21 protein-coding genes are annotated in these 24079 nt (G+C 68.4%); 9 read left to right on the top strand and 12 right to left on the bottom strand.

Going from position 1 to position 24079, the window contains the following annotated elements:
• Positions 1-33 precede the first annotated feature (33 nt).
• The 4 genes from ACFPMG_RS07865 (at position 34) to ACFPMG_RS07850 (ending at position 3830) form a co-directional block, all read left to right on the top strand.
• Positions 34-873, top strand: a complete 840-nt coding sequence (locus ACFPMG_RS07865; RefSeq protein WP_376994627.1) for a 23S rRNA (adenine(2030)-N(6))-methyltransferase RlmJ — start codon at positions 34-36, stop codon at positions 871-873.
• Between the two features lie 110 nt (positions 874-983).
• Positions 984-1979, top strand: a complete 996-nt coding sequence (locus tag ACFPMG_RS07860) for a hypothetical protein (RefSeq protein WP_376994626.1) — start codon at positions 984-986, stop codon at positions 1977-1979.
• A gap of 31 nt (positions 1980-2010) precedes the next feature.
• Complete coding sequence (locus tag ACFPMG_RS07855) at positions 2011-3012, top strand: hypothetical protein (protein WP_376994625.1); 1002 nt, start codon at positions 2011-2013, stop codon at positions 3010-3012.
• Positions 3013-3104: 92 nt separating this feature from the next.
• Complete coding sequence (locus tag ACFPMG_RS07850) at positions 3105-3830, top strand: protein tyrosine phosphatase family protein (protein WP_376994624.1); 726 nt, start codon at positions 3105-3107, stop codon at positions 3828-3830.
• A 10-nt stretch (positions 3831-3840) separates the two neighbouring features.
• Here the strand turns inward: ACFPMG_RS07850 and ACFPMG_RS07845 are convergent, their stop codons facing one another.
• The gene (locus ACFPMG_RS07845) at positions 3841-5619 is read right to left on the bottom strand and encodes a tetratricopeptide repeat protein (RefSeq protein ID WP_376994623.1); all 1779 of its coding nucleotides are present in this window, start codon (positions 5617-5619) and stop codon (positions 3841-3843) included.
• Positions 5620-6070: 451 nt separating this feature from the next.
• Between ACFPMG_RS07845 and ACFPMG_RS07840 the strand changes: the two genes are divergently transcribed.
• A complete protein-coding gene (locus ACFPMG_RS07840) occupies positions 6071-8629 on the top strand; it encodes a hybrid sensor histidine kinase/response regulator (protein ID WP_376994622.1) in 2559 nt (852 codons plus the stop codon).
• A 21-nt stretch (positions 8630-8650) separates the two neighbouring features.
• Here the strand turns inward: ACFPMG_RS07840 and ACFPMG_RS07835 are convergent, their stop codons facing one another.
• On the bottom strand, positions 8651-10444 hold the full coding sequence (locus ACFPMG_RS07835; protein ID WP_376994621.1) for an ABC transporter ATP-binding protein: 1794 nt from the start codon (positions 10442-10444) through the stop codon (positions 8651-8653).
• 189 nt (positions 10445-10633) lie between these two features.
• Here ACFPMG_RS07835 and ACFPMG_RS07830 point away from each other — a divergent pair, with 189 nt between their 5' ends.
• The gene (locus ACFPMG_RS07830; RefSeq protein ID WP_376994620.1) at positions 10634-11650 is read left to right on the top strand and encodes a patatin-like phospholipase family protein; all 1017 of its coding nucleotides are present in this window, start codon (positions 10634-10636) and stop codon (positions 11648-11650) included.
• Positions 11651-11670: 20 nt separating this feature from the next.
• On the opposite strand, the gene ACFPMG_RS07825 is transcribed toward ACFPMG_RS07830, so the two are convergent.
• Positions 11671-11985 (bottom strand): hypothetical protein, encoded by a 315-nt coding sequence (locus ACFPMG_RS07825; RefSeq protein ID WP_376994619.1) that lies wholly within the window; start codon positions 11983-11985, stop codon positions 11671-11673.
• Positions 11986-12165: 180 nt separating this feature from the next.
• Here ACFPMG_RS07825 and ACFPMG_RS07820 point away from each other — a divergent pair, with 180 nt between their 5' ends.
• Positions 12166-12696 carry a GNAT family N-acetyltransferase gene (locus tag ACFPMG_RS07820; RefSeq protein ID WP_376994618.1) on the top strand — a complete coding sequence of 177 codons (531 nt, stop codon included), beginning with the start codon at positions 12166-12168 and terminating at the stop codon, positions 12694-12696.
• Positions 12697-12774: 78 nt separating this feature from the next.
• On the opposite strand, the gene ACFPMG_RS07815 is transcribed toward ACFPMG_RS07820, so the two are convergent.
• Positions 12775-12954: a hypothetical protein gene (locus ACFPMG_RS07815; RefSeq protein ID WP_014198692.1), complete on the bottom strand. Its 180-nt coding sequence runs from the start codon at positions 12952-12954 to the stop codon at positions 12775-12777.
• Positions 12955-13093: 139 nt separating this feature from the next.
• On the bottom strand, positions 13094-13846 hold the full coding sequence (locus ACFPMG_RS07810; RefSeq protein ID WP_376994617.1) for a porin: 753 nt from the start codon (positions 13844-13846) through the stop codon (positions 13094-13096).
• 289 nt (positions 13847-14135) lie between these two features.
• Here ACFPMG_RS07810 and ACFPMG_RS07805 point away from each other — a divergent pair, with 289 nt between their 5' ends.
• Positions 14136-16025: a potassium/proton antiporter gene (locus ACFPMG_RS07805; protein ID WP_376994616.1), complete on the top strand. Its 1890-nt coding sequence runs from the start codon at positions 14136-14138 to the stop codon at positions 16023-16025.
• 27 nt (positions 16026-16052) lie between these two features.
• Here ACFPMG_RS07805 and ACFPMG_RS07800 read toward each other — a convergent pair whose 3' ends face one another.
• Both ACFPMG_RS07800 and rpoH read right to left on the bottom strand, forming a co-directional pair.
• On the bottom strand, positions 16053-18086 hold the full coding sequence (locus tag ACFPMG_RS07800; protein ID WP_376994615.1) for a putative bifunctional diguanylate cyclase/phosphodiesterase: 2034 nt from the start codon (positions 18084-18086) through the stop codon (positions 16053-16055).
• Between the two features lie 387 nt (positions 18087-18473).
• Positions 18474-19349 (bottom strand): RNA polymerase sigma factor RpoH, encoded by an 876-nt coding sequence (gene rpoH, locus ACFPMG_RS07795; protein WP_376994614.1) that lies wholly within the window; start codon positions 19347-19349, stop codon positions 18474-18476.
• 330 nt (positions 19350-19679) lie between these two features.
• Here rpoH and ACFPMG_RS07790 point away from each other — a divergent pair, with 330 nt between their 5' ends.
• The gene (locus ACFPMG_RS07790) at positions 19680-20690 is read left to right on the top strand and encodes a M23 family metallopeptidase (protein ID WP_376994613.1); all 1011 of its coding nucleotides are present in this window, start codon (positions 19680-19682) and stop codon (positions 20688-20690) included.
• A gap of 15 nt (positions 20691-20705) precedes the next feature.
• Here the strand turns inward: ACFPMG_RS07790 and ACFPMG_RS07785 are convergent, their stop codons facing one another.
• The 5 genes from ACFPMG_RS07785 to ACFPMG_RS07765 all read right to left on the bottom strand — a co-directional run bounded on the left by ACFPMG_RS07785 (position 20706) and on the right by ACFPMG_RS07765 (position 23709).
• Positions 20706-21161: a hypothetical protein gene (locus ACFPMG_RS07785; protein WP_376994612.1), complete on the bottom strand. Its 456-nt coding sequence runs from the start codon at positions 21159-21161 to the stop codon at positions 20706-20708.
• Positions 21162-21350: 189 nt separating this feature from the next.
• A complete protein-coding gene (locus ACFPMG_RS07780) occupies positions 21351-21839 on the bottom strand; it encodes a YajQ family cyclic di-GMP-binding protein (RefSeq protein ID WP_145672163.1) in 489 nt (162 codons plus the stop codon).
• A 127-nt stretch (positions 21840-21966) separates the two neighbouring features.
• Positions 21967-22503, bottom strand: coding sequence for a hypothetical protein (locus tag ACFPMG_RS07775; protein ID WP_014198683.1), 537 nt, complete (start codon positions 22501-22503; stop codon positions 21967-21969).
• 22 nt (positions 22504-22525) lie between these two features.
• Positions 22526-23161 (bottom strand): hypothetical protein, encoded by a 636-nt coding sequence (locus ACFPMG_RS07770; protein ID WP_183178719.1) that lies wholly within the window; start codon positions 23159-23161, stop codon positions 22526-22528.
• Entirely contained in the window at positions 23158-23709 is a 552-nt protein-coding gene (locus ACFPMG_RS07765) for a hypothetical protein (protein WP_376994610.1), read from the bottom strand. Before ACFPMG_RS07765 ends, ACFPMG_RS07770 begins: the two co-directional genes overlap by 4 nt.
• Positions 23710-24079: the final 370 nt, after the last annotated feature.

The following is a 24079-nucleotide window of genomic DNA, read 5'->3' as shown; positions in this document are numbered from 1 at the left end:
GCGGAACGCCCCGATGGGCTAAATCCCTGCCCCATGAACTACCGTCACATTTTCCACGCCGGCAACCCCGCCGATGTGATGAAGCACGCCGTTCTGGCGCTGATCATCGATCATTTGCGCGCCAAGCCGGCGCCCTTCTGCGTGCTCGACGCCCACGCCGGCATCGGGCGCTACGACCTGGACTCCGAACCGGCGCGCAAGACGCTGGAGTTCCAGGACGGAATCGGACGGCTGTTCGGCCAGCCGGCGCCGCACCCGGCGCTGCGGCCCTATCTCGACGCGGTGAACGCGCTGAACCCGGACGGGCGGCTGCGCTGGTACCCCGGATCGCCGCGGCTGGCGCGGGCGCTGCTGCGCGATCAGGACCGTCTGCTCCTCAATGAACTGCATCCCGACGACTGGCAGATCCTGAAGGCGGAGTTCGCCGGGGACCGTCAGGTCTCGACCTTCAAGACCGACGCCTATCAGGCGCTGAAGGCCCATCTGCCGCCGCGGGAGAAGCGGGGCCTTGTCCTGATCGACCCGCCCTTCGAGCAGCCGGACGAGTTCGCCCGCATGGCCGAGGGGCTGAAGGCGGCGCACCGGCGTTGGTCCACCGGCATTTACGCCCTGTGGTACCCGATCAAGGAGCGTGCCGCCGTCTGGCGCTTCCAGGAGGCGGTGGAGAACACCGGCATCCGCAAGATCCTGAGGGTCGAGCTGACCTGGCACCCGGAGGACACGCACCTGCGGCTGAACGGGTCCGGTCTGCTGATCGTCAACCCGCCCTGGACACTGGACGACACGCTGCGCGACCTGCTGCCGGCGCTGCACGCCGCTCTGCCCTCCACCGGCGGCGGCTGCACCGTCGACTGGCTGGTTCCGGAGGGGTAAAACCGCCCGTTTCAACCGGAAAGCGGCAACCGGTCACAGAGGTTGCCGTTGCAACGGCCCCGCCACTCGCCATAGGCTGAACGGGATTACTCCGTTCCGGCAAGGCCACGATGTCCCGTTCCAACGATTTCGCCAGCAGCTTCATCAAGGCTCACGCCGATGCCGGGCTGGAGCGCGTCTCGATCGCCCACATCCTTCAGACCATCCAGAAGGACCCGGCCTTTCTGTTCAGCGAGGAGTTGCGCCGCGGCGGTGGCCAGTGCCCCATGCACGCCGCCCCCAACGCCGACGACGCGGACAAGGTGACGGTCAACACGCTGCTGGCCTATCTGTTCGAACGGCTGCGCGACCATGTGGCGTCCAAGCTGCCGCTGGACGAGCGCGGGCAGGTGATGCTGCCGATTCCGCCGCGCTCCCCCCACGGCATAAACCCGGCCGACCGCGCGGCAATGGCTGCGGCCCCACTCGACGTGATGGCCTCGGTCCTGCGCGACGCCACCTGCCATCTGCTCGATGGCCTCATCACCGGCTGGGCCGCCGACCTGCTGTCGGAGGAGGAGCATTACCGCGCCCAGGGCACGGGCGAGATCTCCGCCGCCGCCGCCGCCACCTTCATCCTGCGCACGACGCTGGAGGATTCGCCGCTCTACCAGCGCGCCGGCTACGACATGCTGTCGATCACAAAGACCGGCAGCCACACCGCCATCCACATCTGCTGGGCCATGGTGGAGGCCGCCCCCTTGCTGCTCCCGGACAAGGATGCGGCGGCCTACGACGACCTCGTCCACCGCAGCCTGAAGCAGGTGGTGCCGCTGTCGATGGCCAGCCTGGGCATGCTGGTCCATTACATGGAGGCCTCGGGGATCGAGCCGCATGACGGCCTCGCCATCCATCTGCTGCCCAAGGACCAGACCGCCTTCGTCCTCGACGAGGCCGGGCTGATCTGCCTGAACCCGGAGCCGATCACCCGCTTCGCCAAGCCCGAGGAGCGGCACTACACCGGCTGCCCGGCCTTCTACACGCCCGGCTTCATCAAACTGTATCTCGACATCGTGGCCAGCATCGCCATGGACTACGGCGTCTACGACCGGCTTCGCGACCGCTGACCGTCCTCATTCACGAGATTGACGCCCCATCATGGCCCGCTCAAACGACTTCGCCCTGACCTATCTCGCCGCGCATGAGGAGGCCGGGATGACCCGGATCAACCTCGCGCCGATCCTGCACCGCATCACCGAGGACCCGAACTACCTCTTCGCCGAGGAGCTTCAGCGCCTCGCCGGCCATTGCCCGGCCCATGCGGACACCCGCAAGGAGGATTACGAGAAGGTCGCGATCAACACGCTGCTGGCCTTCCTCTACAACGACCTGCGCGACCACATCACCAACCGCATGCCGCTCGACGCCGACGGCCATCTGCTGCTGTACAACCCGCCGGACTCGCCGCACGGGCTGGACGTCGCCGACGCCGCCGGGCTGGACGCGGCGCCGGCGGAGACGCTGATCGGCTTCCTGCGCGACAGCGTGTGCCATCTGCTCGACGCCATCATCAAGGACTGGGCGATCAAGGTCACGCTGGAGGAGGAGCGCTGCCGGGCGGAGGGCACCATCACCCCGCTCGCCGCGGCCGGCTTCGTTCTCGCCAACACGCTGGAGGCCTCGGTGCTGCACGCGCCGTCCGGCTACGACATGCTGTCGATCACCAAGACGGGCAGCCACACGGCGCTCCACGTCTGCTGGAACCTGTGCGAGTCGGCGCCGATGCTGAAGCCCGGGCTGACCCTGGCCGAGTACGATGACCTGTCGCGCCGCAGCCTGAAGCAGGTGCTGCCGCTCGCCATGGGCAGCCTGGGCATGCTGTGCCAGTTCATGGGGGCCGGCCACATCGAGGCCGACGACCATCAGGCCATCCACCCCCTGCCCCGCCACCAGACCGCCTTCGTCTATGACGCGGAGGCGCCGGGCGGCATGATCGTCCTGAACGCCGACCTGATCGAGCCGACCGCACAGGCGGGCGAGCGCCACTACACCGGTTGCCCGGCCTTCTACGCCAACGGACTGATCAACCTTTACATGGAGATCGTGCTGTCGCTGGCCGCGCGGTACGACATCTACGGGCGGGTCCTGCGGGCCGGATGAGCAATGCGCCGCACAGCCCGGCGGTGCGGCGGCCTTGACGCCACGCGAAGTGTGCCTATCTTGGCGGCCTTGTCGATTTGGAGACTGCTTGCGTGGCCACCACCAGGAAGATGTTGCGCCGTTACACGACCACCGCGCTGGCCGACGGAATCAAGCGCGCGCGCGGGCGCATGATCTCCCCGCTGCAACGGGCGCTCGGGCATATCGAAAGCGTGTTCATCGACCACGCCTGCTTCCGGCTGGTCTATTCGAACACCCACCGCATCTCCCCCAACATGTACCGGGCGAGCCAGCCCTCGCCCTCGCACATCCGCGAGGCGGCGCGGCACGGCGTCAAGACCATCCTGAACCTGCGCGGCGGCCGCGACTGCGCCTCCTACATCCTGGAGGCCGAGGCCTGCCGGGCGGCCGGGCTGACGTTGGTGGACTTCCCCGTCAATTCCCGCGACATGCCGAAGAAGGACACGCTGCTGAAGGCCCGCGACCTGTTCGCGACCATGCAGTACCCGGCGCTGCTGCACTGCAAGTCGGGGGCGGACCGCGCCGGCTTCATGTCGGCGCTCTACCTCTTCATCCACGAGGGGGTGCCGCTGGAGCAGGCAACCAAGCAGCTTCACTGGAGGTACGGTCACTTCAAACAGGCGAAGACCGGCATCCTCGATTATTTCTTCGAGCTGTACGCCGCCTACAACGAGAAGCGCCCGATCGCCTTCTGGGACTGGGTGGAGCGTGTCTACGACCCGGTGGAGGCCAAGGCCAGCTTCCGCTCCCGCGAGTGGGCCGACACGGTGGTCGACCGGGTTCTCGGGCGGGAGTGAGCGCGGCGCGTCACTTCGCCCCGACGAAGTGGCAATAGGGGAAGTTCAGGAAGTCGAAGCGGCGCACGCGGATCGGTTCGTGCCGGTTCAGCCAGTCGAGCACCGCGTAATGGGCCATCTGGTCCAACATCCAATAGACCTCCGCCCCCGCCAGGAAATGCCCGATGTAGGAGCCGAGCAGCGACAGGAAGCGGTCGCCGCCCGGCGTGTTGCTGTAGACGTTGAAGCAGACGGTGATTTCCCGCGACGGTCCGCGGCGGCGGCCGTCGACGAGGAACCCGACGTCGTGGCCCGCCATCTCCGCCCGCAAGGCCCGCAGGTCCAGGGCGATCCGTGCGTCGGTGTCGATCACCATCAACGGGCGGTCCAGCCGGCGCAGCCACTGCAAGGCGCGGAGGAAGCGGGCGGAGGCGTAATAGGTGACGCGCTTGATGTCGGTCCATCCCGCCATGTCCGGCCGGTCCAGCGAGAATCCGATGTTCAGCCGTCCGTCCAAGCGCCAACGCGCCATGGCCTGTTCCGTCTCCGGCGACGGCGCCACCACATGGACGGTGACCGTGGCGCCGGGCATCCGCTCCGCCAGCGACTCCAGAAGCGCCGGGGCGAAACGGCGGAAATAGACGTCGTCGCAGCAGAAGAAGACCGCTGGTTCCCCGGCCGGTCCCGGCGCCGGCTCGATGCGGCATTCCAGGGGGGCCATGCGGTCCAGCACCGCTTCGAGCGGCGGGAGAGCGCGGAAGAAGGCGTCATCGGCGCGCAGCATGGTCCACAGGCCCAGCTCATGCTCCCGCGCGACCTCCGCCGCGGTGAAGCGCCGGCGGAAGCGCCGGCTCAGCCAGGAGGCGAGGACGAGCCGGTCCCGGCGATAGACGTGGAAGCCGATGACGGACGCCGCGACCGTGTCTTTGGGATGGCGCCGCAGGCGGACCCAGGCGGCCCGCGCCCCGTCGCGCAGCATCGCGTCGGATGCCAGCCCCACCTGCACCAGCGTCGCCACCGCGGCGACGTGCAGCCAGTCGGCCTCGTCGTCGTCCGGACGGACGGCGACGGCCCGGCGCAGGGCGCCGATGGCTTCCTCCACCAGCGACCGGTCGACCGCGAAGGGCTTGCCGTCCTGCACCCCCATCGCCCCGCTGCGCTCCAGCAGCAGGCGCCCCAGCAGCCGGTTGGCCCGATGATTTTGGTCCCCGCGGTCCAGGGCGGCGCGCGCCATCGTCTCCGCCGCCGCTGAATCGCCGACCGCCACCAGAGCCTCCGCCGCCGCCGCGCGGGCATCGGCGTCCGCCAAGGGGCGGCACGCCGCCGTGCACCGCCGCTCGGCCTCGTCCAGGCGTGCCCCCCACTGGTCGCGCAGCGCCTTCCGGTTGCCTGCCGCCGCAGCATGGCCGGGCTCAAGCGTCAGGGTCCGCCGGTAACTCCGCTCCGCGCCGGCCGCCTTCTCCTGCTGCCTCAACCCGTTGCCGAGGTTGAACCAGGAAGCCGCGTGCGCCGGGTCGAGGGCCAGCGCCCGATGCAGGCAGGCGATCGCCTCCGCCCCCTGCCCGGCCAGGCGCAGGGCGGCGGCAAGGTTGCTGTAGCCGGCGACGCCGCCGGGCTCCAGCCGCAGGATGGTTCGGAAATGGCCGACCGCCTCGGCCGGGCGCCCGGTCTGCACCAGAAGCATCGCCAGCATCTGCAGCGCACCACGATTCGCCGGCTCGCGTTCCAGCACGACGCGGTAGAGCGGCTCCGCCTCCGCATGGTTGCCGGATTTGTGCAGGCGGATCGCGTCGTCGAGGGCTGGTTCCATGAGGCGGGACCATAGTCCGGATCGGCCCTGCTGCCAATCGCCGGCAGCGGACGCCGATCGGTGAGATCCGGGCGAAGGCGCCGGGGCGCGCCCGAACGCCCCGCTCATCAGTGCATCGATGGATTCTCAACCTATTACTGTGCGGTATGATACAATCCGGTTCAGAGATGCCCGCAACCGGTGACTCAGGGGTGGCCTGCAAAATGCCTCGGTACGTTCGGATCGGATACATCTCCTCGATCGACCGTCCCGCCAAAACCCAGTTCTCTCAACGGCCCCGAGAAGTGAACACGCGCGCTCCGGCGCCATCCGGACCGCAAGGGACCATCCACGTCGGAGGACCCCACCGAATCGGTTGCCTGCTGCCGGCGATCCGAAACAGGGTTGTGTTCAAACACCGGCCGATTCGATGACCCCCAATCCGGCGACCCCGCAGCATCCGACAGACTGGATGCGTCCGCAACGGGTCCGAGGCTGGCTCGTCCTGCTCGTCATGGCGGTTGCGGTGCCGCTGGTCCTCTTCTCGGTGTTGCTCCTCATCCGCAACGTCGACGCGCAGGCCCGGCAAACGGAACAGCTCGTCCTCGACCGGACGCGCCTGTTGGCGGAGGACGTGGAGCGCGAGGTAGGCCGCCTGATCGCCGCCGCCGAAGTGCTGTCCACGGCGGAAAGCCTGACGACGAACGACATGGCCGCCTTCCACCGGCAGGCCACCAACGTGCGCGACCGTCTGGGCACCAACGTGGTGCTCCGTGATCTGGACGGCCGGCAGCTCGTCAACAGCCGCATGCCGTGGGGCGCCGATCTGCCGAACCACACCCCGCTCGAAGCCGACCAGCGGGTGATCGGCACGGGCGGGCCACAGGTCACCGGCCTCTTCGTCGGCGACCTGTCCCAGGCGCCGCTGCTGGCGGCGATCGCCCCGGTGATCCGCGACGGCCAGATCCGCTATCTGCTGAGCCTGACCATCTCCCAGGAACGCCTTCAGGCCATCGTGTCGCCGGAACGCATCCCGGCGGGCTGGCGTGCCGGGGTGATCGACCAGCACGGCATCGTCATCGCCCGGTCGCACCAGACCGAGCAGTTCGTCGGCAAGCGGCTTCCCGCCTCGCTGTGGACCGGGATGCAGCAAACGCCGGACGGCTTCCATCGCGCCGTCAATCTGGAGGGCGTGGAGGCGATCCAGGCCTACAGCCGGTCCCGGACCTTCGGCTGGGTGGTCGCGATGAGCGTCCCCACGGCCCTGGTGGCGACCCCGGCGCGCCACGCCCTCCTTCTCTTTACCGGCGGCGGCCTCGTCCTTCTGCTGATCGGGGTTGTGGCGGCGATCCTGCTCGGGCGGCGCCTCACGCGCTCCGTCTCGCAACTGGCCGATGCGGCAAAAGCCCTGGGAGCAGGACGCCCCGTGCCGCCGCCCGGCGGTGGCGTGGCGGAGATCGAGGCGGTGGGCCGCGCCATCCGCAGCGCGGCGGACCTCATCCGACGGCGCGAGGCGGCGCTGGCGGAAAGCGAAGCCCGCCACCGGGCCATCGTGCAGACCGCGGTGGACGCCATGCTGGTCATCGACGAGACTGGCACGATCCAGAGCTTCAACCCGGCGGCGGAGCGCATCTTCGGCTACGAGGCCGGTGAAGCGATCGGCCGGAACATTCGGCTCCTGATGCCGGAGCCGTACCAGTCGGCGCATGACGGCTACCTGGAGGCCTACCGGAAAACGGGCGACAAGAAGATCATCGGCATCGGCCGCGAGGTGGAGGGGCGGAGCAAGGACGGTTCGACCTTTCCCATCGAACTGGCGGTCACCGAATGGACGGCCGGGGAACGCCGCCACTTCACCGGGATCGTCCGCAACATCACCGAACGCCGCCGCGCCGAGAACGCCCTACGCGTCTCCAAGGCCGAGGCCGACCGCGCCAACGTCGCGAAGTCCAAGTTCCTCGCCGCCGCGAGCCACGACCTGCGGCAGCCGGTCCAGGCGATGATGCTGTTCCAGTCCGCTCTGCAGGAACGCCTGGCCGGGCACCCCACCGCCCCTCTTCTCGACTCCATGGGGCTGGTCATGGACGGGCTGCGCATGCTGCTCGACAGCCTGCTCGACGTGTCCAAGCTGGATGCCGGGCTGATCGTGCCCCAGCTGCAGGATCTGCCGATCGGCCCGATGATCGAACAGCTGGGCGTCGAGTACCATCCCCAGGCGGAGGCCAAAGGGCTGCGGCTGCGTGTGGTTCCCTGCACGCTGACGATCCGCAGCGACCCGGCCCTGTTGATGCGCATCCTGCGCAACCTCGTGGAAAACGCGCTGCGCTACACCGAACGCGGCGGCCTGCTGATCGGCTGCCGTCGCCGGGGGGACCGCCTGCGCATCGAGGTGATGGACACCGGCATCGGCATCCCATCCGACAAGCACGAGGAGGTTTTCGAGGAGTTCTTCCAGGTCGGCAATCAGGAGCGGGACCGCAGCAGGGGATTGGGGCTCGGCCTGGCGGTGGTGCGCCGCCTCGCCCGTCTGCTCGGCCACACGCTTCACCTGCGTTCGAAGCTGGGGACCGGGTCGGCCTTTTGCGTCGACGTGCCGTTGATCGCCCGTCAGGCCACCCGTCCCGCACCGGTGAGCGCCCGGTTGGCGACCAGCGACGGGCGGGGCATGATCCTGGTGATCGACGACGAGCCGCTGATCCGCCACGGCCTGCAGGCGATGCTGGAGGGCTGGGGGTATCGGGTGCTGACCGCCGGCTCCATCGAGGACGCAGTCCGACACGTCGAGAGCGGGGAATGGCCGAGCGCCATCCTGGCCGATTACCGCCTGCGCGATGGGAAAACCGGGCTGGACGCCATCCGGGCGGTGTGCGAACGGCTGAGGACGCCGGTGCCGGCGACGATCATCACCGGCGACACCGCCCCGGAGCGGCTGGCGGAAGCCCGCGCGGGCGGCCACACCCTGCTTCACAAACCCATTGCCGCCCACGAGCTGCGCAACGCCGTGGTGGAGATGATGCCCGCGGCGGATTGAGCCCGGTTCGGGTCTGCCGGATCAGGGCGCCAGCAGGGCGGCCTCGCCGTCCTCGCCGAACTGGAGCTTGCACAGGCGGGCGTAGGTGCCGTTCTGTGCGATCAGATTGTCGTGGGTGCCCTGCTCCAGGATGCGCCCGCCCTCCATCACGACGATCCGGTCGGCGTTGCGCACGGTGGCCAGCCGGTGGGCGATGACCAGCGTCGTGCGTCCCTGGGTCAGCCGCTCCAACGCGCCCTGCACCAGCCGCTCGGACTCGCTGTCCAGCGCGCTCGTCGCCTCGTCCAGCAGCAGGATCGGCGCGTCCTTCAGAAAGGCGCGGGCGAGCGCGAGGCGCTGCCGCTCGCCGCCCGACAGCTTCACGCCGCGGTCGCCGATCACCGTGTCGTAGCCCTCCGGCAGCCGGGCGACGAAGTCGTGCGCGGCGGCGGCCTTCGCGGCGGCCACGATGTCGTCGAAGGGGGCGTCCAGCCGCCCGAAGGCGATGTTCGCGCGCACCGTGTCGTTGAACAGGACCGTGTCCTGGCTGACCAGCGAGATGACCCCGCGCAGGCTCTTCAGCGTCACCGCCCGCACGTCCTGCCCGTCGATCAGCACCTGCCCGCCGGTCGCGTCGTAGAGGCGCGGGATGAGGTTGAACACGGTGGACTTGCCCGCCCCGCTGCGCCCGACCAGGGCCACCGTGGCCCCCGCCGGAACGTCCAGGTCGATGCCCTTCAGCGTCTCCGCCCCCTCCTCGTAGGCGAAGCGGACATCGCGCAGGGACACGGCGGCGCGCTCCACCGCCAGGGGCTTGGCGCCGGGCTGCTCGGTGATGGTCGGCTTCTCGTCCACCAGCTCGAAGATGCGCTGGGCGGCGGCCAAACCTTCCTGAAGCACGGCGTTCAACGTGCCGATGGCGCGCACCGGCTGCGCCGCCATCAGGAGCGCGCCGACGAAGCCGGAAAAGGCGCCGACCGAGCCCTCGCCCATCGCCATGCGGTAGCCGGCGAAGGCGATCACCCCGGCCACGGCGGCACCGCCCAGCACCTCCATCATGGGATCGATGCGCGAGCGGGCGCGGGTCGCCTTCATGGTCAGGGCGAAATTGTCCTCGAAGGCGCGGGCGGCGCGGGCGCGCTCGTAATCCTCCAGCGAGTAGGTCTTGACCATGCGGGCGCCGGCCAGGCTTTCCGTCAGCAGGGCGGTCATGTCGCCCATCTGGGCCTGGGTGTCACGCGACACGCGGCGCAGCCGCTTGCCGATGTTCACGATGGGAATGGCGGCGATCGGGTAGATCAGGAAGACGATCAGCGACAGGACCCAGTCGAGGTAGAACATCGACCCGACCAGCGCGATCACCGTCAGGATGTCGCGCACCAGCCCGGTCAGGGTCCGCGACAGGGCGTTGCGGATCAGGTCGACGTCGCTGATGAAGCGGGAGGTCAGCGTGCCGGTGGGGGCCGCATGAAGCTGCGCGGTGTCGGACTTCAGCAGATGATCGAACATCGACAGACGCACGTCGGTGATGATCCGCTGCACGATGTCGGTGGTCACCACCGTCTGGGCGTACATGGACAGCGCCTTGACCGCCGTGATCACGACGATCAGGGCGGGGATGACCAGCAGCATCCCCCGATCCTGCTCGGAAAACATCGAATAGGCCTGATCGATCAGCAGCGGATAGGCGCCGGTCGCCGCCGCCACCACCGCCATCAGCAGGAAGGACAGCATCAGCTTGCCGGTGTAGGGGCGCACCCATTCCCGCAGCATGCGGCCGACCAGCCGCTCGGTCGCCGCGTCGAGGCGCAGCCGTTCTCCGCTCTTCTTGCTCACGTGCACGTCTTCCTGTAGCGCAATCGCGATGGCTTAGCCGATGGCGCCGGTGCTTGTCCATCAAGCCCTGTTCGCCGCGGCCTTTCCGCTGGGCCTTGTCCGCCAGACCGGAACCGATCAAGCTTCCTTGACCGGCCGGATGGCACGATACCGGCCGGCACGCGCTCCACCCCGTGCAAAGGAGGCGCCATGGCGGCGGACGGCGGAAACGGACAGGGTCCCGGGAATGGATATGGCCGGCAGCACCACCGGCCGCGCATCGGCCTGGCGCTGGGCGCCGGGGTGGCCCGCGGCTGGGCGCACATCGGCGTTCTGCGGGCGCTGGCGCGCTACGGGATCGAGGCGGACATCGTTTGCGGCAGCTCGGTGGGGGCGTTGGTCGGCGGACTCCATCTCGCCGGCAAGCTCGACGCGCTGGAGGAATGGACGCGCAGCCTGACCCGGATGAAGATCGTCGGCTATCTGGACCTGCGGCTGCGCCAGGGCGGCGGCCTGATCGGCGGGGACCGGCTGGTGGCCGAGATGCGCCATCATCTGGGCGACGTCCTGATCGAGGAGCTTCCCAACCCCTTCGCCGCCATCGCCACCGATCTGGTCACCGGCCACGAAGTGTGGATGCGCAGCGGACCGCTGGTGGACGCCCTGCGCGCCTCCTTCTCGCTGCCCGGGGTCTTCCCGCCGGTGCAGTTCGAAGGGCGCTGGATGGTCGACGGCGCGCTGGTCAACCCAGTGCCGGTGTCAGCCTGCCGGGCCCTGGGCGCCCAGATGGTGATCGCCGTGAATCTGGCCGCCGACATCATCGGCAAGTCGCGGCGCCCCGGCGCCGCCGTGCCGACCGCGGCGGGGTTCGACCTCCTGAAGCTGATCGACGAGGAGCAAGGGCCGGATGGCGAGTCCAAACCCCGCGCCGGCTTCCGCGTGCCCATCGGCGCCTTGAGCCGCCGCATCTTCCGACGCGACTACGAGGGGCCGAGCCTGTTCGGCGTCATGGTGTCCTCGCTCGGCATCGTCACCGACCGCATCGCGCGGTCCCGTCTGGCAGGCGAGCCGCCGGACGTGCACATCACGCCGCGGCTGGGTCACATCGGCCTGTCGGAGTTCGACCGGGCGGAGGACTGCATCCGCGAGGGGGAAGCGGCGGTCGAGCGCGTCCTCCCCGACCTGCAGGACGCCCTGCGGGTATTCGGTTACGCGCCGCCGGTCTGAGCCCCCAGGTCTGAGCGAAATCAGGCGGTCAGGTCGACCGCCGCGCCGCGCCGGTCCTTCTCGCCGGACAACTGGCGCTTCAGCTCCTCGGCGATCTGCTTCTCGACCGCGGCGCGCTTCTCCGCCGGCATGGACGCGAGGGACTCCTCGTCCAGCTTCATGCGGGCGAGAATCTGGTCCCGGATGCGTTGGGCCGGTGACTTCCGCGCCTCCTTGAGGAAAGCGTCGGCGGCGCTGACTCCGCTCGCCTCCTTCTCCGGTTCGGTCTTCTCGTTCTGGGCCGTGAACTTGGCGACGACGCGGGAGACGTTGCTGATATAGCTGGAGATTTGCATGACGGTTTCTCGTGACCGATGGGCTGGAGATCCGACAAGCAAGTTTTGTGCAACCTTAAATATGCTTGGCAATCAACCGCATAAGTGGGATCTCTGATGGCGTGGATGTGCCGGGCGGCAAAAATGACCGGCTCATGATCTGCCGGCTTCCGGTTCCGGCCCCTTCCGCCGAGACGACGCATGGACCCCATCACCACCGACCGCCTGATCCTGAGGCCCTTCCGGGAGGGGGACGCGCCCGACCTGCTCGCCTACCTGCGTCACCCCCGGGCAAGCTGCTTCCTCTCGCTCAAGCTGGACGATCTCGACGCGGCGGCCGCGGAGGTGGAAACCCGAAGCCGAAGCGACGAGCACATCGCCGTGTGCCTGCGCAGCACCGGCCGGGTCATCGGTGACGTGTTCCAAGTGCCCGAACCGCCGGACACCCACACGGTCGGCTGGAACTTCAACGCCGAGTATGCCGGGGCGGGATACGCCGCGGAGGCCGCGCGGGCCCTCTTTGACCATCTGTTCGCAGTGAAGCAGGCCCGGCGCCTCTATGCCTATGTCGAGGAGACCAACGTCGCGTCGCAGCGCCTGTGCGAAAGGCTCGGCATGAGGAAGGAAGGGCTGTTCGTGGAGTTCATATCCTTCACAACGGATGGCGACGGACATCCCATCTTCGAGAACACGATGCAGTACGCCATCCTGCGCAAGGAATGGCGAGCCTGAAAAAACGAAAGCGCGCCGCGCCCGGTCGGCGCGACGCGCTTGTCGTCATCGGCAACGGATCGTACCCGCTGCGTCCGGTCAGCGATCCAGAGCCGTGCCCAGCGCGGCACCGCCCAGGCCACCGATGATGGCGCCACGCTTGCCGTCCACCGCGTAGCCGCCGGCGGCGCCAGCCGTGCCGCCAACCACGCCGCCGGTCGAACAGGCCGCGAGCGTCAACAGCGCAATGGCGGTCCCGATCAGGCGCAAACGAGACATGTCCAAACCCTCCTTGTGGTGCTTCTCGCACCTATAAACAGGCGAGAAGACGATTTGCTTCCACGAAACCGCGATTCCGTCGGGAAACCACCCTTGGATGAGGACGAAAGAGGAATATCAGGCCCATTTGGGCCATCGTTCAGAACAGAACGCGGGTTCCGACTCGCAGCATCGTGCTGTCGGACGGGTCTCCGCTGTAGGTCATGGTGCCCAGGTCGGCGGTGACGCTGAGCTTCGGCGACATGCGAAACCGCAGGCCCGTGGACCAAGCCTCCTGAGGGGCCTCGGCGCCGACTTGGCTGTGGGCCACCCGCCCCATGACCGTCCAGCCCCGCAACGGCGTGCCCTGCTCCAGATAGAGGCCGGCGTTGAGCGTCCGCCGCGCCGCGCCGTCATCCGGCAACTGCTCGCGATAGCCGGCGCCGACCGTCACGCCGGGCAGCGTCACCTGCCCGCCAACCACCCAGGACCGGCGGGGCGTGCCGCGGTCCTTGGCAACAGCGGCCTTGCCCGCCCCCGCGGTGATGCGCAGCCGGGCCTTGCCCAGCCGGCCGTCGTGCCGCACCACGCCTTCCACCACATGCCGGGCGAGCGGATCGGCCGCGCCCAGCTCGGTGCGGACGGGGGTATAGCCGAGGCCGATGTTGAAGCCGTGCAGGCGCGGCGAATAATAGGTCGCCCGCGCGTCCGGTCCGCCGAAGGCGCCGTCGTTCATGAAGACCGGGTCGGAGAACCATTGGTCGCGCACCGGCGTGGTCACCACCATCCGGCGCGACGCGCTTTCCGTCTGGCCGACCTCCAAGGCACCCCAGCCGCCGAGGTCGATGGCCTTCTTGTCGAACCGGATCGGCGTGGCACCGCCGCCCGCCGCCGTGCGGTCCAGATCGGGCAAGGATCCCGCCGTCGCCGCGGCGGAGGACAGGACAAGGATCAGGGTTGCGAGGGGCAGGGATACGAAGGGTGGTGTCGGAATACGCCGTGTACGAAACATGAAATGCCCCTCGCCCGTTGCGTTAACCCGGAAGGATTGTAGCCCGCTGCAATGCTGCATTGCGGGAGACATTTCTGTATTATTTTAGGAACATTGGGAAATTTTGGCCGCTGCGTTGCACTCGCGCCCAAGAATTGCCAAAATCGGATGACCGCAAAGGCGGCATCACTCCCTTTCCGGCGCGAGGACTATGGAGACGGCGAGCACCATCATCCTGATCGGGTCGTCGCTGCTGATCGTCAGCATCCTGACCAGCTATCTGGCGCTGCGGATCGGCACGCCACTGCTGCTGATCTTTCTGGGCGTTGGACTGTTCGCCGGGGTCGACGGCGTCGGAGGCATCAGCTTCAACGACGCGGACAGCGCCTTCCTGATCGGCTCCATCGCCCTCGCCGTGATCCTCTTCGAAAGCGGCCTGGACACCAAGCTGTCCAGCTACCGCGCCGCCGCATGGCCGGCGCTCAGCCTCGCCACCTTCGGGGTCGCCATCACCTCCGGAGTCATCGGCGTCGCCGCGCATTTTCTGCTGGGCCTGCCCTGGATCGAATCCTTCCTGGTCGGCGCCGCGGTCAGTTCCACCGACGCGGCGGCGGTGTTCTTCCTGTTGCGGGTCGGCGGGATCACCATCCGCGACCGCGTGCGCTCGACGCTGGAGATCGAGTCCGGCAGCAACGACCCGACTGCCATCCTCCTGACGGCCATGCTGGTGGAGGCGGCGCTGCACGGCTGGGGAACGCCGCTGGAGCTGGCCGGCTTCCTGGTCAAGCAGATCGCCGGCGGAGCGGTGCTAGGCATCCTGGGCGGGGCCGGGCTGGCCGCCTTCATCAACAAGGCCCGCCTCGACCCCGGCCTGAACCCGGTGGTCACCCTGGCCTTCGCCCTGTTCCTGTTCGCCGGCACGAACGAACTGGGGGGCAGCGGTTTTCTGGCCGTCTACGCCGCCGGCCTCGTCGCGGGCAATGTGAAGCTGCGCGGGGCGCTGGGCCTGCGGCAGTTTCACTCCGGCCTGACCTGGCTCAGCCAGATCGTCATGTTCGTCATGCTGGGGCTGTTCGCCACCCCGCACGACTTCGGGTCGATCGCCCTGCCCGCCCTGGCCCTGGCGGTCCTTTTGATCCTGCTGGCGCGCCCGCTGGCGGTGTGGCTGTGCCTGCTGCCCTTCCGCTTCTCGGCCAACGAGAAGACCTTCATGGCCTGGGTCGGGCTGCGCGGCGCGGTGTCGATGCTGCTGGCGCTGGTGCCGATCCTGGGCGGATTGCCGGGCGGTCAGGTGATCTTCAACACGGCCTTCCTGGTGGTGATCGTGTCGCTGGCGGTGCAGGGCTGGACCATCGGCCCGATGGCGCGCTGGCTGAAGCTGATCGTCCCGCCGCGGCGCGGCCCGGTCGAGCGGTTCGAGCTGGAGCTGCCCGGCGGGGCCGACCAGGAGATGGTCGCCTACACCGTCCATCCCAAAAGCCCTGCCGCCCGCGGCCAGCGCACGCCGCGCTTCGCCCGCCCGTCCCTGGTCATCCGCGACGGGCGCGTGGTGCCGCTGCACAAGGCACGGACGCTCCAGGCCGGGGACATGGTCTATCTGTTCACCCCGCCCAGCCAGCTGCCGCTGATCGACAAGCTGTTCGCCGAGAGCCGGCCGCTGGATCAGGACGACCGCGCCTTCTACGGCGATCTGGCGTTGAACCCCGACGCGACGGTGGAGCAGATCGCCGAGATGTACGGCCTGCCCCTGTCGCTGGCCAACGCCCAGCGGTCCCTGCGCGACCTGCTGCGCAACGAGTTCGGCGGCGCCTGCGAGCTGGGCGACCGGATGCGCATGGGCGGCGTGGAGCTGATCGTCCGCGACATGCAGGACGGGCAGATCACCTCGGTCGGCCTCGCGCTGGAGCCGTCGGCGATGGACAAGCCCCGCGTGCCGCTGTTCCAGGGACCGGAACGGCTCTGGCAGACGATCCTGTCCTGGTGGTCGAAACGCTCCTTCCGCCGCTGGCAGCGCCGGGAAACCCGCCGCGAACGCCTGCCCGCCCGCGCCCTGGAGGCACCCGCCCTGGCCGGAAACAAGCCGGAACGGCTGGAGGGGTGACCCCCTTCCGGCCCTCCCACCGAAGGTTCAGGCCATCGCGGGCTGTTGAGCGCGGATCATCGCCGCGAAGGCGTCCGGCGCCGCGGGGCGGCCGAACAGATAGCCCTGAAGCAGGTCGCAGCCGACGGACACCAGGAAATCCCGCTGCTCCTCCGTCTCGACTCCTTCGGCGACGGTGACAAGGCCGAGGCCGTGCGCCATGCCGACCGCGGCGCGGACCAGCGCCCCGTTCTTCAAATTGTCCGGAATGTCTTCCATGAAGGCGCGGTCGATCTTCAGCTTCGACACCGGAAGCTGCTGCACGTAGCTGAGCGACGAATAACCCGAGCCGAAATCGTCGATGGCCACCTGGACGTCGATGGCCTCCAACTCCGTCAGGGTCTGCACGGCGGCCTTGAGGTCGCGCACGGCAGCCTGCTCGGTGATCTCCAACCCCAGACGGCCACGCAGTTCCGGGTGGCGGCCCAGCAGCTCCTCGAGACGGGCGCTGAGGTTGCCGCGCAGGAACTGCGGACCGGAGATGTTGATGAAGACCTGGTTGGGCAGGGTTCCCGCCGGCTCCCACACCGCCATCTGCTCGACGACGGCGGTGAGCACCCAGTCGGTGATGGGGACGATCAGGCCGCTTTCCTCGGCGACCGGAATGAACTCGCCGGGGGAGACCGGACCCAGCGTGTGCTGGTTCCAGCGCAGCAACGCCTCCGCCCCCACGATCCGGCCGGAACGCGCCTCCACGATGGGTTGGTAGGCCACGTGCAGTTCGTTCCGCTCGATCGCGTGGGCGAGATGCATGGTCAGGAACATCCGCCGGGTCGCCGCCGCGGCCATTTCCGGGGTGTAGAAGCAGACGGCGTTGCCGCCGTTGTGCTGGGCGGCCTGAAGCGCCAGCTTGGCCTTGGCGTTCAGTTCCTCCAGCGTGCGGATGTCGACGTCCTGCACCGCGGCGCCGATGGACAGCCGCAACCGCACCCAATGCCGGTCAGCGTAGATGGAGGCGGTCAGCCGGTCGTGCAGCAGATCGGCCAGGGTCTCCGCCTGCTCCGCGCTCTCCACGCGGGACAGGGCGGCAAACTCGTCGGCAGCGATGCGGCAGACATAGGTCTGCTGCGGCAGCACCTCCGTCACCCGGCTGACCATCGCCTTCAGAGCGGCGTCGCCGACATGGAAGCCGAACGCCTCGTTGATGTCGCTGAACTGGTCGACGTCGAGCGCGTAGAGCGCGAACAGGCCCCCTTCCTGGCCGGGGAATGGCGCGGACAGCACGGCCTCGCACTCTTCCAGGAAGGCGGTGCGGGTCAGAACGCCGGTCAGAGGGTCGTGCCGGGCAAGGTAGGTCGCCCGCTGCTCCGCCGCCAGCCGCTCGGAGATGTCGCGGATGATGCCGACGAACACGACGTCGCGCGCCAGCCGCGCCTGGCCGACGCTGAGATGGATCGGGAACACCGCACCGTCCTTGCGCCGGCCCAGCGCGTCGCGCCCGATGCCGATGATCTTGGCGCGCTCCGTCTCCAGATAGCTGCCGATGTACTTGTCGTGATCGCGGGAGAAGGGCGGCGGCATCAGAACGGACACGTTCCGCCCGATCAGTTCCTCCTCATCGTAGCCGAACAGATCACGGCAGGACCGGTTGACCGTGCGGATGATGCCGTTGCGGTCGGCCACCACCACGCCGTCCACCGCCGCATCGAGCAGCGTGGTCACGAAGGGGTCGCGGCGCAGGACGAAATCGGCGATGCGGGCCGGGTCGGTCACATCCTGGAGCAGCCCGAGGAAACCGTTGTCCCCGTCACCGGTGCGGTGGGGAAGGACACAGCCGGTCAGCACGCCGCGACCGCCGTCCGCGCGCTCGACCTCGCAATCCACCGGAGCGGCCTCCCCGGTCTGGCCGGCACGGTCCAGCGCCTGCACGACGGCGCGCGCCAGCGGATGGTCGACTTCGGCCAGGGAACGCCCGGCCAAGGCGGCGGGCGACATCTGCAAAACGGCGGCGAAACTGGGGTTGGCGAACAGGCAGCGCTGCCCGGCGTCGGCATAGACCAGCGCGAAGGATGCCTGATGCATGAGGCTTTCGGCCAGAGACGCCAGGAACGCCGATGTGGTCGGCATTGCCGGTGCGGACGGGCTGTCAGGCCCCTGATGCTCTGCCGGAGACACGTTGGACAAAACCGTACCCGCCCACCAAAGCGCCCCCGAGGCTGGACGTCAAGCCCATCACCCGAGGGTGCACAGAAACCGAGTTGTCATTATGACGGCTTGCGGGCCGATTTCCAACAAATTGCGGCGAAATCACAACATCTGCTGCATCCGCAATTCCCCTTACCACAACCACAGGCAGGAGAACGCCGCTCCGTCTCATCCGATGGAGCGGCGCCAACGGCCGGAACCAATCCGCCGGATTATACGCCTTTCGATATACACAACGACGGGATGGAAGGCAACAAGCCCCCTTTACGCCGCTGCGGCGAGTTCCCGCACCCTCTGGGACAGCTTCTGGAAGGCCCGCTCCTCGATCTGGCGGATGCGTTCGCGGCTGACGCCGTAGACGGCGGCCAGATCCTCCAGCGTCTTCGGCGACGGGCTGAGGCGGCGGGCGGTCAGGATGTCGCGCTCGCGGTCCTTCAGCACCGCCATCGCGTCGCGCAGCATGGCGCTGCGGTGCATCGCCTCGTCGCGCTCCAGCAGGCTGTCCTCGGCGTTCGGGCGCTCGTCGGGCAGGAAGTCCTGCATCTCGGCGGTCCCCTCCCCGGCGGAAAGCGGCGCGTTCAGCGAGGCGACCGGTTGGACGAAGCGACGGTTCACCGCCACCACGTCGCTTTCCGGCACGTCGAGTTCCTGGGCGATGCGCGACACGCTTTCCGGCTTGAGATCGCCGTTGCCGACCTCGCCCAGCTTGCGCTTCAGGCGGGACAGGCCGAAAAAGAGCTTCTTCTGGGCGCCCGTGGTGCCCAGCTTCACGAGGCTCCAGGAACGCAGGATGTACTCCTGGATGGACGCCTTGATCCACCACATCGCGTAGGTGGACAGGCGGAAGCCGCGGTCCGGCTCGAACTTGCGGACGGCGGTCATCAGGCCGATGTTGCCCTCGCCGACCAGATCGGTCATCGGCAAGCCATAGCCGCGGAAACCGGTGGCGATCTTGACGACCAGACGGAGGTGGCTGGTCACCAGCTTGCGGGCCGCTTCCATGTCGCCATGCTGGCGCCACGCGGTGGCCAACACATACTCCTCCTCCGCGCCCAGAACGGGGAAGCGGTGGACCTGCTCGATGTAGCGGGACAGCGACTCGCCGGGAAACGGCGTGGCCAGTGCCAATGCGGTGCTCATGTCACATCCTCTTGAAAGCGATATGACCCAATCCGCCGGTCCCCGTGATGGGCGACCGGCGCCCTCTCAGTGAAGGCAAGTCCAGTTTACGCGCACGGAACGCCAAGTCAACGCCGTGCGAACGCGCGTGCCGGGTGCTCTGACGGGGACGCATGGCGCCCCCCGCTCATAAGCGGGGCGTAAACCAGCCCGGCTTTACTCAGGTCGTGGTGCTGATCGGCGGCTGATGGCTTCCGGCCCGCAGGTGTATGGCTTCCTTGCGGTTGCATCGGGACGGGGCTTGCCTCACCCTGCCCTCTCCGACCTGCCGCCTCTCCCACGGATGTCCCCATGATCCGCTCCGCGCTCGCTACCGCCCTGTCCACAAGCCTGCTCGTGGGCGCGCTGGCCTTCTCCGCACCCGCGGTGGCGGAGGTTCCGGCCTTCGGGTTGCCGGTCGAATGCCGGGTCGGGGAAACCTGCTTCGTCCAGAATTACGTCGACGAGGACTCGGGTCCCGGCTGGCGCGACCATGCCTGCGGGCGGCTGAGCTACGACGGCCATGACGGAACGGATTTCCGCCTGCCCGACTACACGGCGATGGACAAGGGCGTCGCCGTGCTGGCCGCCGCCGCGGGCACCGTCCTGCGGGTGCGCGACGGCATGGAGGACGTGAACGTCAACGTCATCGGGCGCGACACGGTGATGAAGGTCGGGGGCGGCAACGCCGTCATCATCGATCATGGCGACGGCTGGCAGACGGCCTACCTGCACATGAAGCGCGGCAGTGTCGCGGTCACTCCCGGCCAGCGGGTGGAGGCCGGGCAACGGCTGGGCGAGGTCGGGCTGTCGGGACTGACCGAGTTCCCCCATCTGCATTTCGGCGTGCGCCACAACGGCGCGGTCGTCGACCCCTTTGTCGGCCAGCAGCCCTTCACCGCCTGCGGCCAAGCCATGACGCCGCTGTGGAACGCCGCCACGGCCAAGGCGCTGTCCTACCGTCCGACCGCCGGTCTCAGCGCCGGCTTCGCCACCAGCCGCGTTCCGGAGGCCGAGCCGGCCCGGCACGGCGAGTTCGCCGGGGAAGTTCTGACGCCGGACTCCCCCCTCCTGGTGCTGTGGTCCGACATCATGGGCGTCCGTGACGGCGACACCCAGCAAATCCGCATCCTCGACGGCGATGGCCGCACCCTGTTCGACAACAGCAAGGGCATCACCGGGGACAAGGCCGTCTGGTTCTCCTATCAGGGGCTGAAGCGCCCGGCGGCCGGATGGCCCAAGGGCCCCTACAAGGGCATCGTGACGCTGGCCCGCGACGGCAAGACGGTGGTCACGCTGGAGCGCCGGCTGGACGTTCGCTGAGCCGGTGCCATCTCTTTACTGGGCCGATCCCGTCTTCATGCGATCGGGAACGCCCTGAGTCAGCAGCGTGGTCAACCAGCGGAAGTTCGGCGCGCTTTCGGCCTGGAGCGCGCTCTGCACCACCTGCATGGCTTCCTCGGCGTTGGGCGCCTGCATGTCGGGCGTGTGGCCTTCGGCGGCTTGGCCGGCGGACGGCGCATCCGTCCCGTTCTGTGCGAAGACGCTGACGGCGCCGACGCCCAGCCGGTGGGCGATCGCCGAGCCTCCTGTGACCGGCCCCGCTGGGGAGGCGGCCATCGGGCCGGCGCCGCCGTCCTCGCCACCGACGCCGTTCAACTGCTCCAGCATCGCGGCGAACTGGCCGGCGAGTTCCCCCGCCTGCCGGGGCGCGCCCGTGCCTTTGCGCTCCAGAAGCTCTTCAGCCCGGATGCGCATCAACTGCGAAGCATCGGCGTTGGCCGGTATCGACATGGCGCGTGGACCCTGCGGCGTTCGGCTACCGGATCAGGGCAAGCAAGGGACGGGCCATCATCGGGAGCGGCGGCCAGCCGGGCGGTTCGGCTGCCTCGCCGCCCGCGTACCCGGCAAAAATTTCCGCCCCACCCGGCAAGAATGGCCCGCCATCCGGCAAGAATGATCCCGCTGAGCCCTTGCCGCCGGTCAGTCCCGGAAGTTCAGATACTGCAGGGGCTGCTCGATCTTCAGGCCGCGCACCAGGGCGATGGCGTCCTGGAGGTCGTCGCGCTTCTTGCCGGTGACGCGCAGTTCGTCGCCCTGGATGGAGACCTGGACCTTCATCTTGGCGTCCTTGATCGCCTTGACGATGGTCTTGCCGAGGTCCTGGGCGATGCCCTGCTTGACGGTCACGACCTGGCGCAGCGCGTCGCCCGCCGCCCGCTCCGGCGGCTTGGAGTAGTCCAGGGCGCCGGCGTCCAGCTTCCGGCGGGTGACATAGACCCGCAGCAATTCCTGCATCTGCTCCAGCTTGGGACCGTCATCGGCCAGCAGGGTGATGTCGTTCTCGGTGCGCTCCACGGTGCAGCGCGAGCCCTTGAAGTCGAAACGGGTCTCGATCTCGCGGCGCATGCCGTTCAGCGCGTTGTCGATTTCGTGGATGTCGGTCTTGGACACGATGTCGAAGGACGGCATGGGACTCTCTTTGCTCAGGCGAACGGAATCGCGGAACCGTAGACGAGCCCGCCCCCTGCCTTCAAGGGGCCTTCACGGAAGCTGTGACGGAAAGCGGCCCGCAGGCGCCATCAGCCCGTCGAGATTCTCAGGTTGGCTGGCCGGGGTGCTGGAACTCGATCCCCGGATTGCCGCCCGGCCCGCCGTTGCCGGGCGCGTTCTCATAGGGCTTGTCCGGCATCTTCGGCTGCGGCTGGGCGTAGAAGCGCGGTTCACGGTCGTCCCAGGACCGCTCGAAGGGCAGCCGCATCATCGGATTGGTGCCGTTGCGCTGGGCCTCGCGCTGGGCTTCCTGCAACTGCTCCGCCATGCGGCGGTCCCAGGGCAGCCGATAGAGATTTGGTGCCTGCTCCCAGAGAAGGGTGAGATAGATGGCTTCATTCTCCACCAGCGTGGCGCTCAGCACCTTCGCCTCGCGCACGTTGGCCCCCATCCATTCCAGCGTGACCGGCTTCGCCCGGCCCAGCAGCGCCGCCGGCGCCGCGTAGGCCGCCGGCAGCAGCAGGGCGAACAGCAGCAGGATCACCACGCGCGCCATCCGGCTGCGCGTCCAGCGCAGGGCCGACAGGACGAGCAACAGGGTGACGACGGCGACGAATCCGAAGATGACGGTCAGGCTTTCCATGGCGCACTCTCGATCCGACGGGTCAATTCTTGGCCGAGCGCAGCGGTTTGAACACGGCGTTCAGGGACCCCGGCACCAGTTCGCCCCGCTCCGTCAGGTTGAAGCGGAAGGCGGTGATCTCCTGCCCTTCGTGGTCCAGCCGGACGCGCGTGGCGGCGACGGTGGCGGCCCCCGATTCATGCTCCGCCTTGACGCGGGCGACCACCCGGACCCAGATGGGAAACACATTCTCCAGGTTGCGGAACATATGAACGTTGACCGTGTACTCTCCCGGAGGAATGCCGCGCGAATAGGAGGTTTCGAAATTGATCTCCGTGGGATCAGCGTAGGCGCCCAGATCGTCGCGCAGCAGGTTGAAGATCAGCCCCGACTTGTTCGAGTAGCCGACCGGCACGTCTCCCGGCGCCTGCACCCACAAATCGACGTCGCTGCGCAGCTTGTCATCCCAGCGCGCCTCGATGATGACGTTTCCCGGCGGCTCCATGCCCGCAGCGGCGGACGAGGAGGACTCGTTCTGCTGGTTGGCCTCGGTCTTCTTCGCCTCGTTGATGAAGGGGACCGCCAGCACCGCGCAGGCGACAAAACCGCAGAGCAGCAGCGTCAACAGGTCCCGCGCGACGAGCACACCGGTTTGGTCCTCGCCCAGGAAATCGTTCATGATGTGGCCTCACCGCCCAAAGCGCCGTAGGGGGCGGCCTGCGGCGCGGCAAAGTCCGGCGTCCCCGTCCGCGGAGCCAGTCGCGAGCGGGCGTGAGCCTCGTCCATGATCAGCGCGCACAGCGAGGCCGTCGCCCCGCGCAGAAGCTGCAGGTTGCAGGTTGTCCAGAGGCAAAGCGCGCCGCCCAGCATCGTGGCGTAGATCGCCACGCCCAGCCCGCTCGCCAGCGTGGTCACCATGGCGCCGGCCGACGCGGCGTTGCCGACCATGTCCGGCGTGATGTTCGCGGCGAACAGGCTGAAGCCCCAGGCCGTGCCGATCAGGCCGAGCATGCCCAGCGCGTTGGCGATGTGCTGAAGATGCGATATCCGGGAGAACAGGCGGATTTCCAGGGCACGCTCACTCTCGACCTTCATCAGCCGCCCGCCGCCGAGCTTGGCCTTGTCCAATTCGCCGCCGATCTTCCACACCCGATAGGCCGACATCACCAGGCCGACCAGGAAGACGATCCCGATGATCGCGGTCGCCACCGCGATGTGCCCGGTCAAGACCCGGTCCAGCCACCCCTGCGCATAGAGGACGAAAACAAACGCCGATATCGTCAAATTGAAGGCAACGAATTTCGCCTTGAGGAGCCACTGTTCTTCCATGGTTTTGACCCTGTGACGGTTGCGTGTGTCTCCGGATCGTCATGTTCAGGCGGCAATGGCGCATAACGGCGGCGCCTCGGAAAGCCGGGCGGCGATGGCGGGATCAGGAGAGTGGAGGGCAATCCGGGACGGCACGCGCGGGCAGTCCCGGCGCGGTCGGCTTGGGCGCTGGTGGCGGGACGGCTCCGTGTCGGCCATCGGTTCATCGGCGCACCTTCGCCGGAATTGCGCGACGACGGAGCCATTCAGGAGTCATCCGTCACATCAT

The organism is Azospirillum himalayense (assembly GCF_042657465.1).
Lineage (GTDB): Bacteria > Pseudomonadota > Alphaproteobacteria > Azospirillales > Azospirillaceae > Azospirillum > Azospirillum himalayense.
Note: the sequence above shows the minus strand (reverse complement) of the source record. Positions and strands in the feature narration are given on the sequence as shown.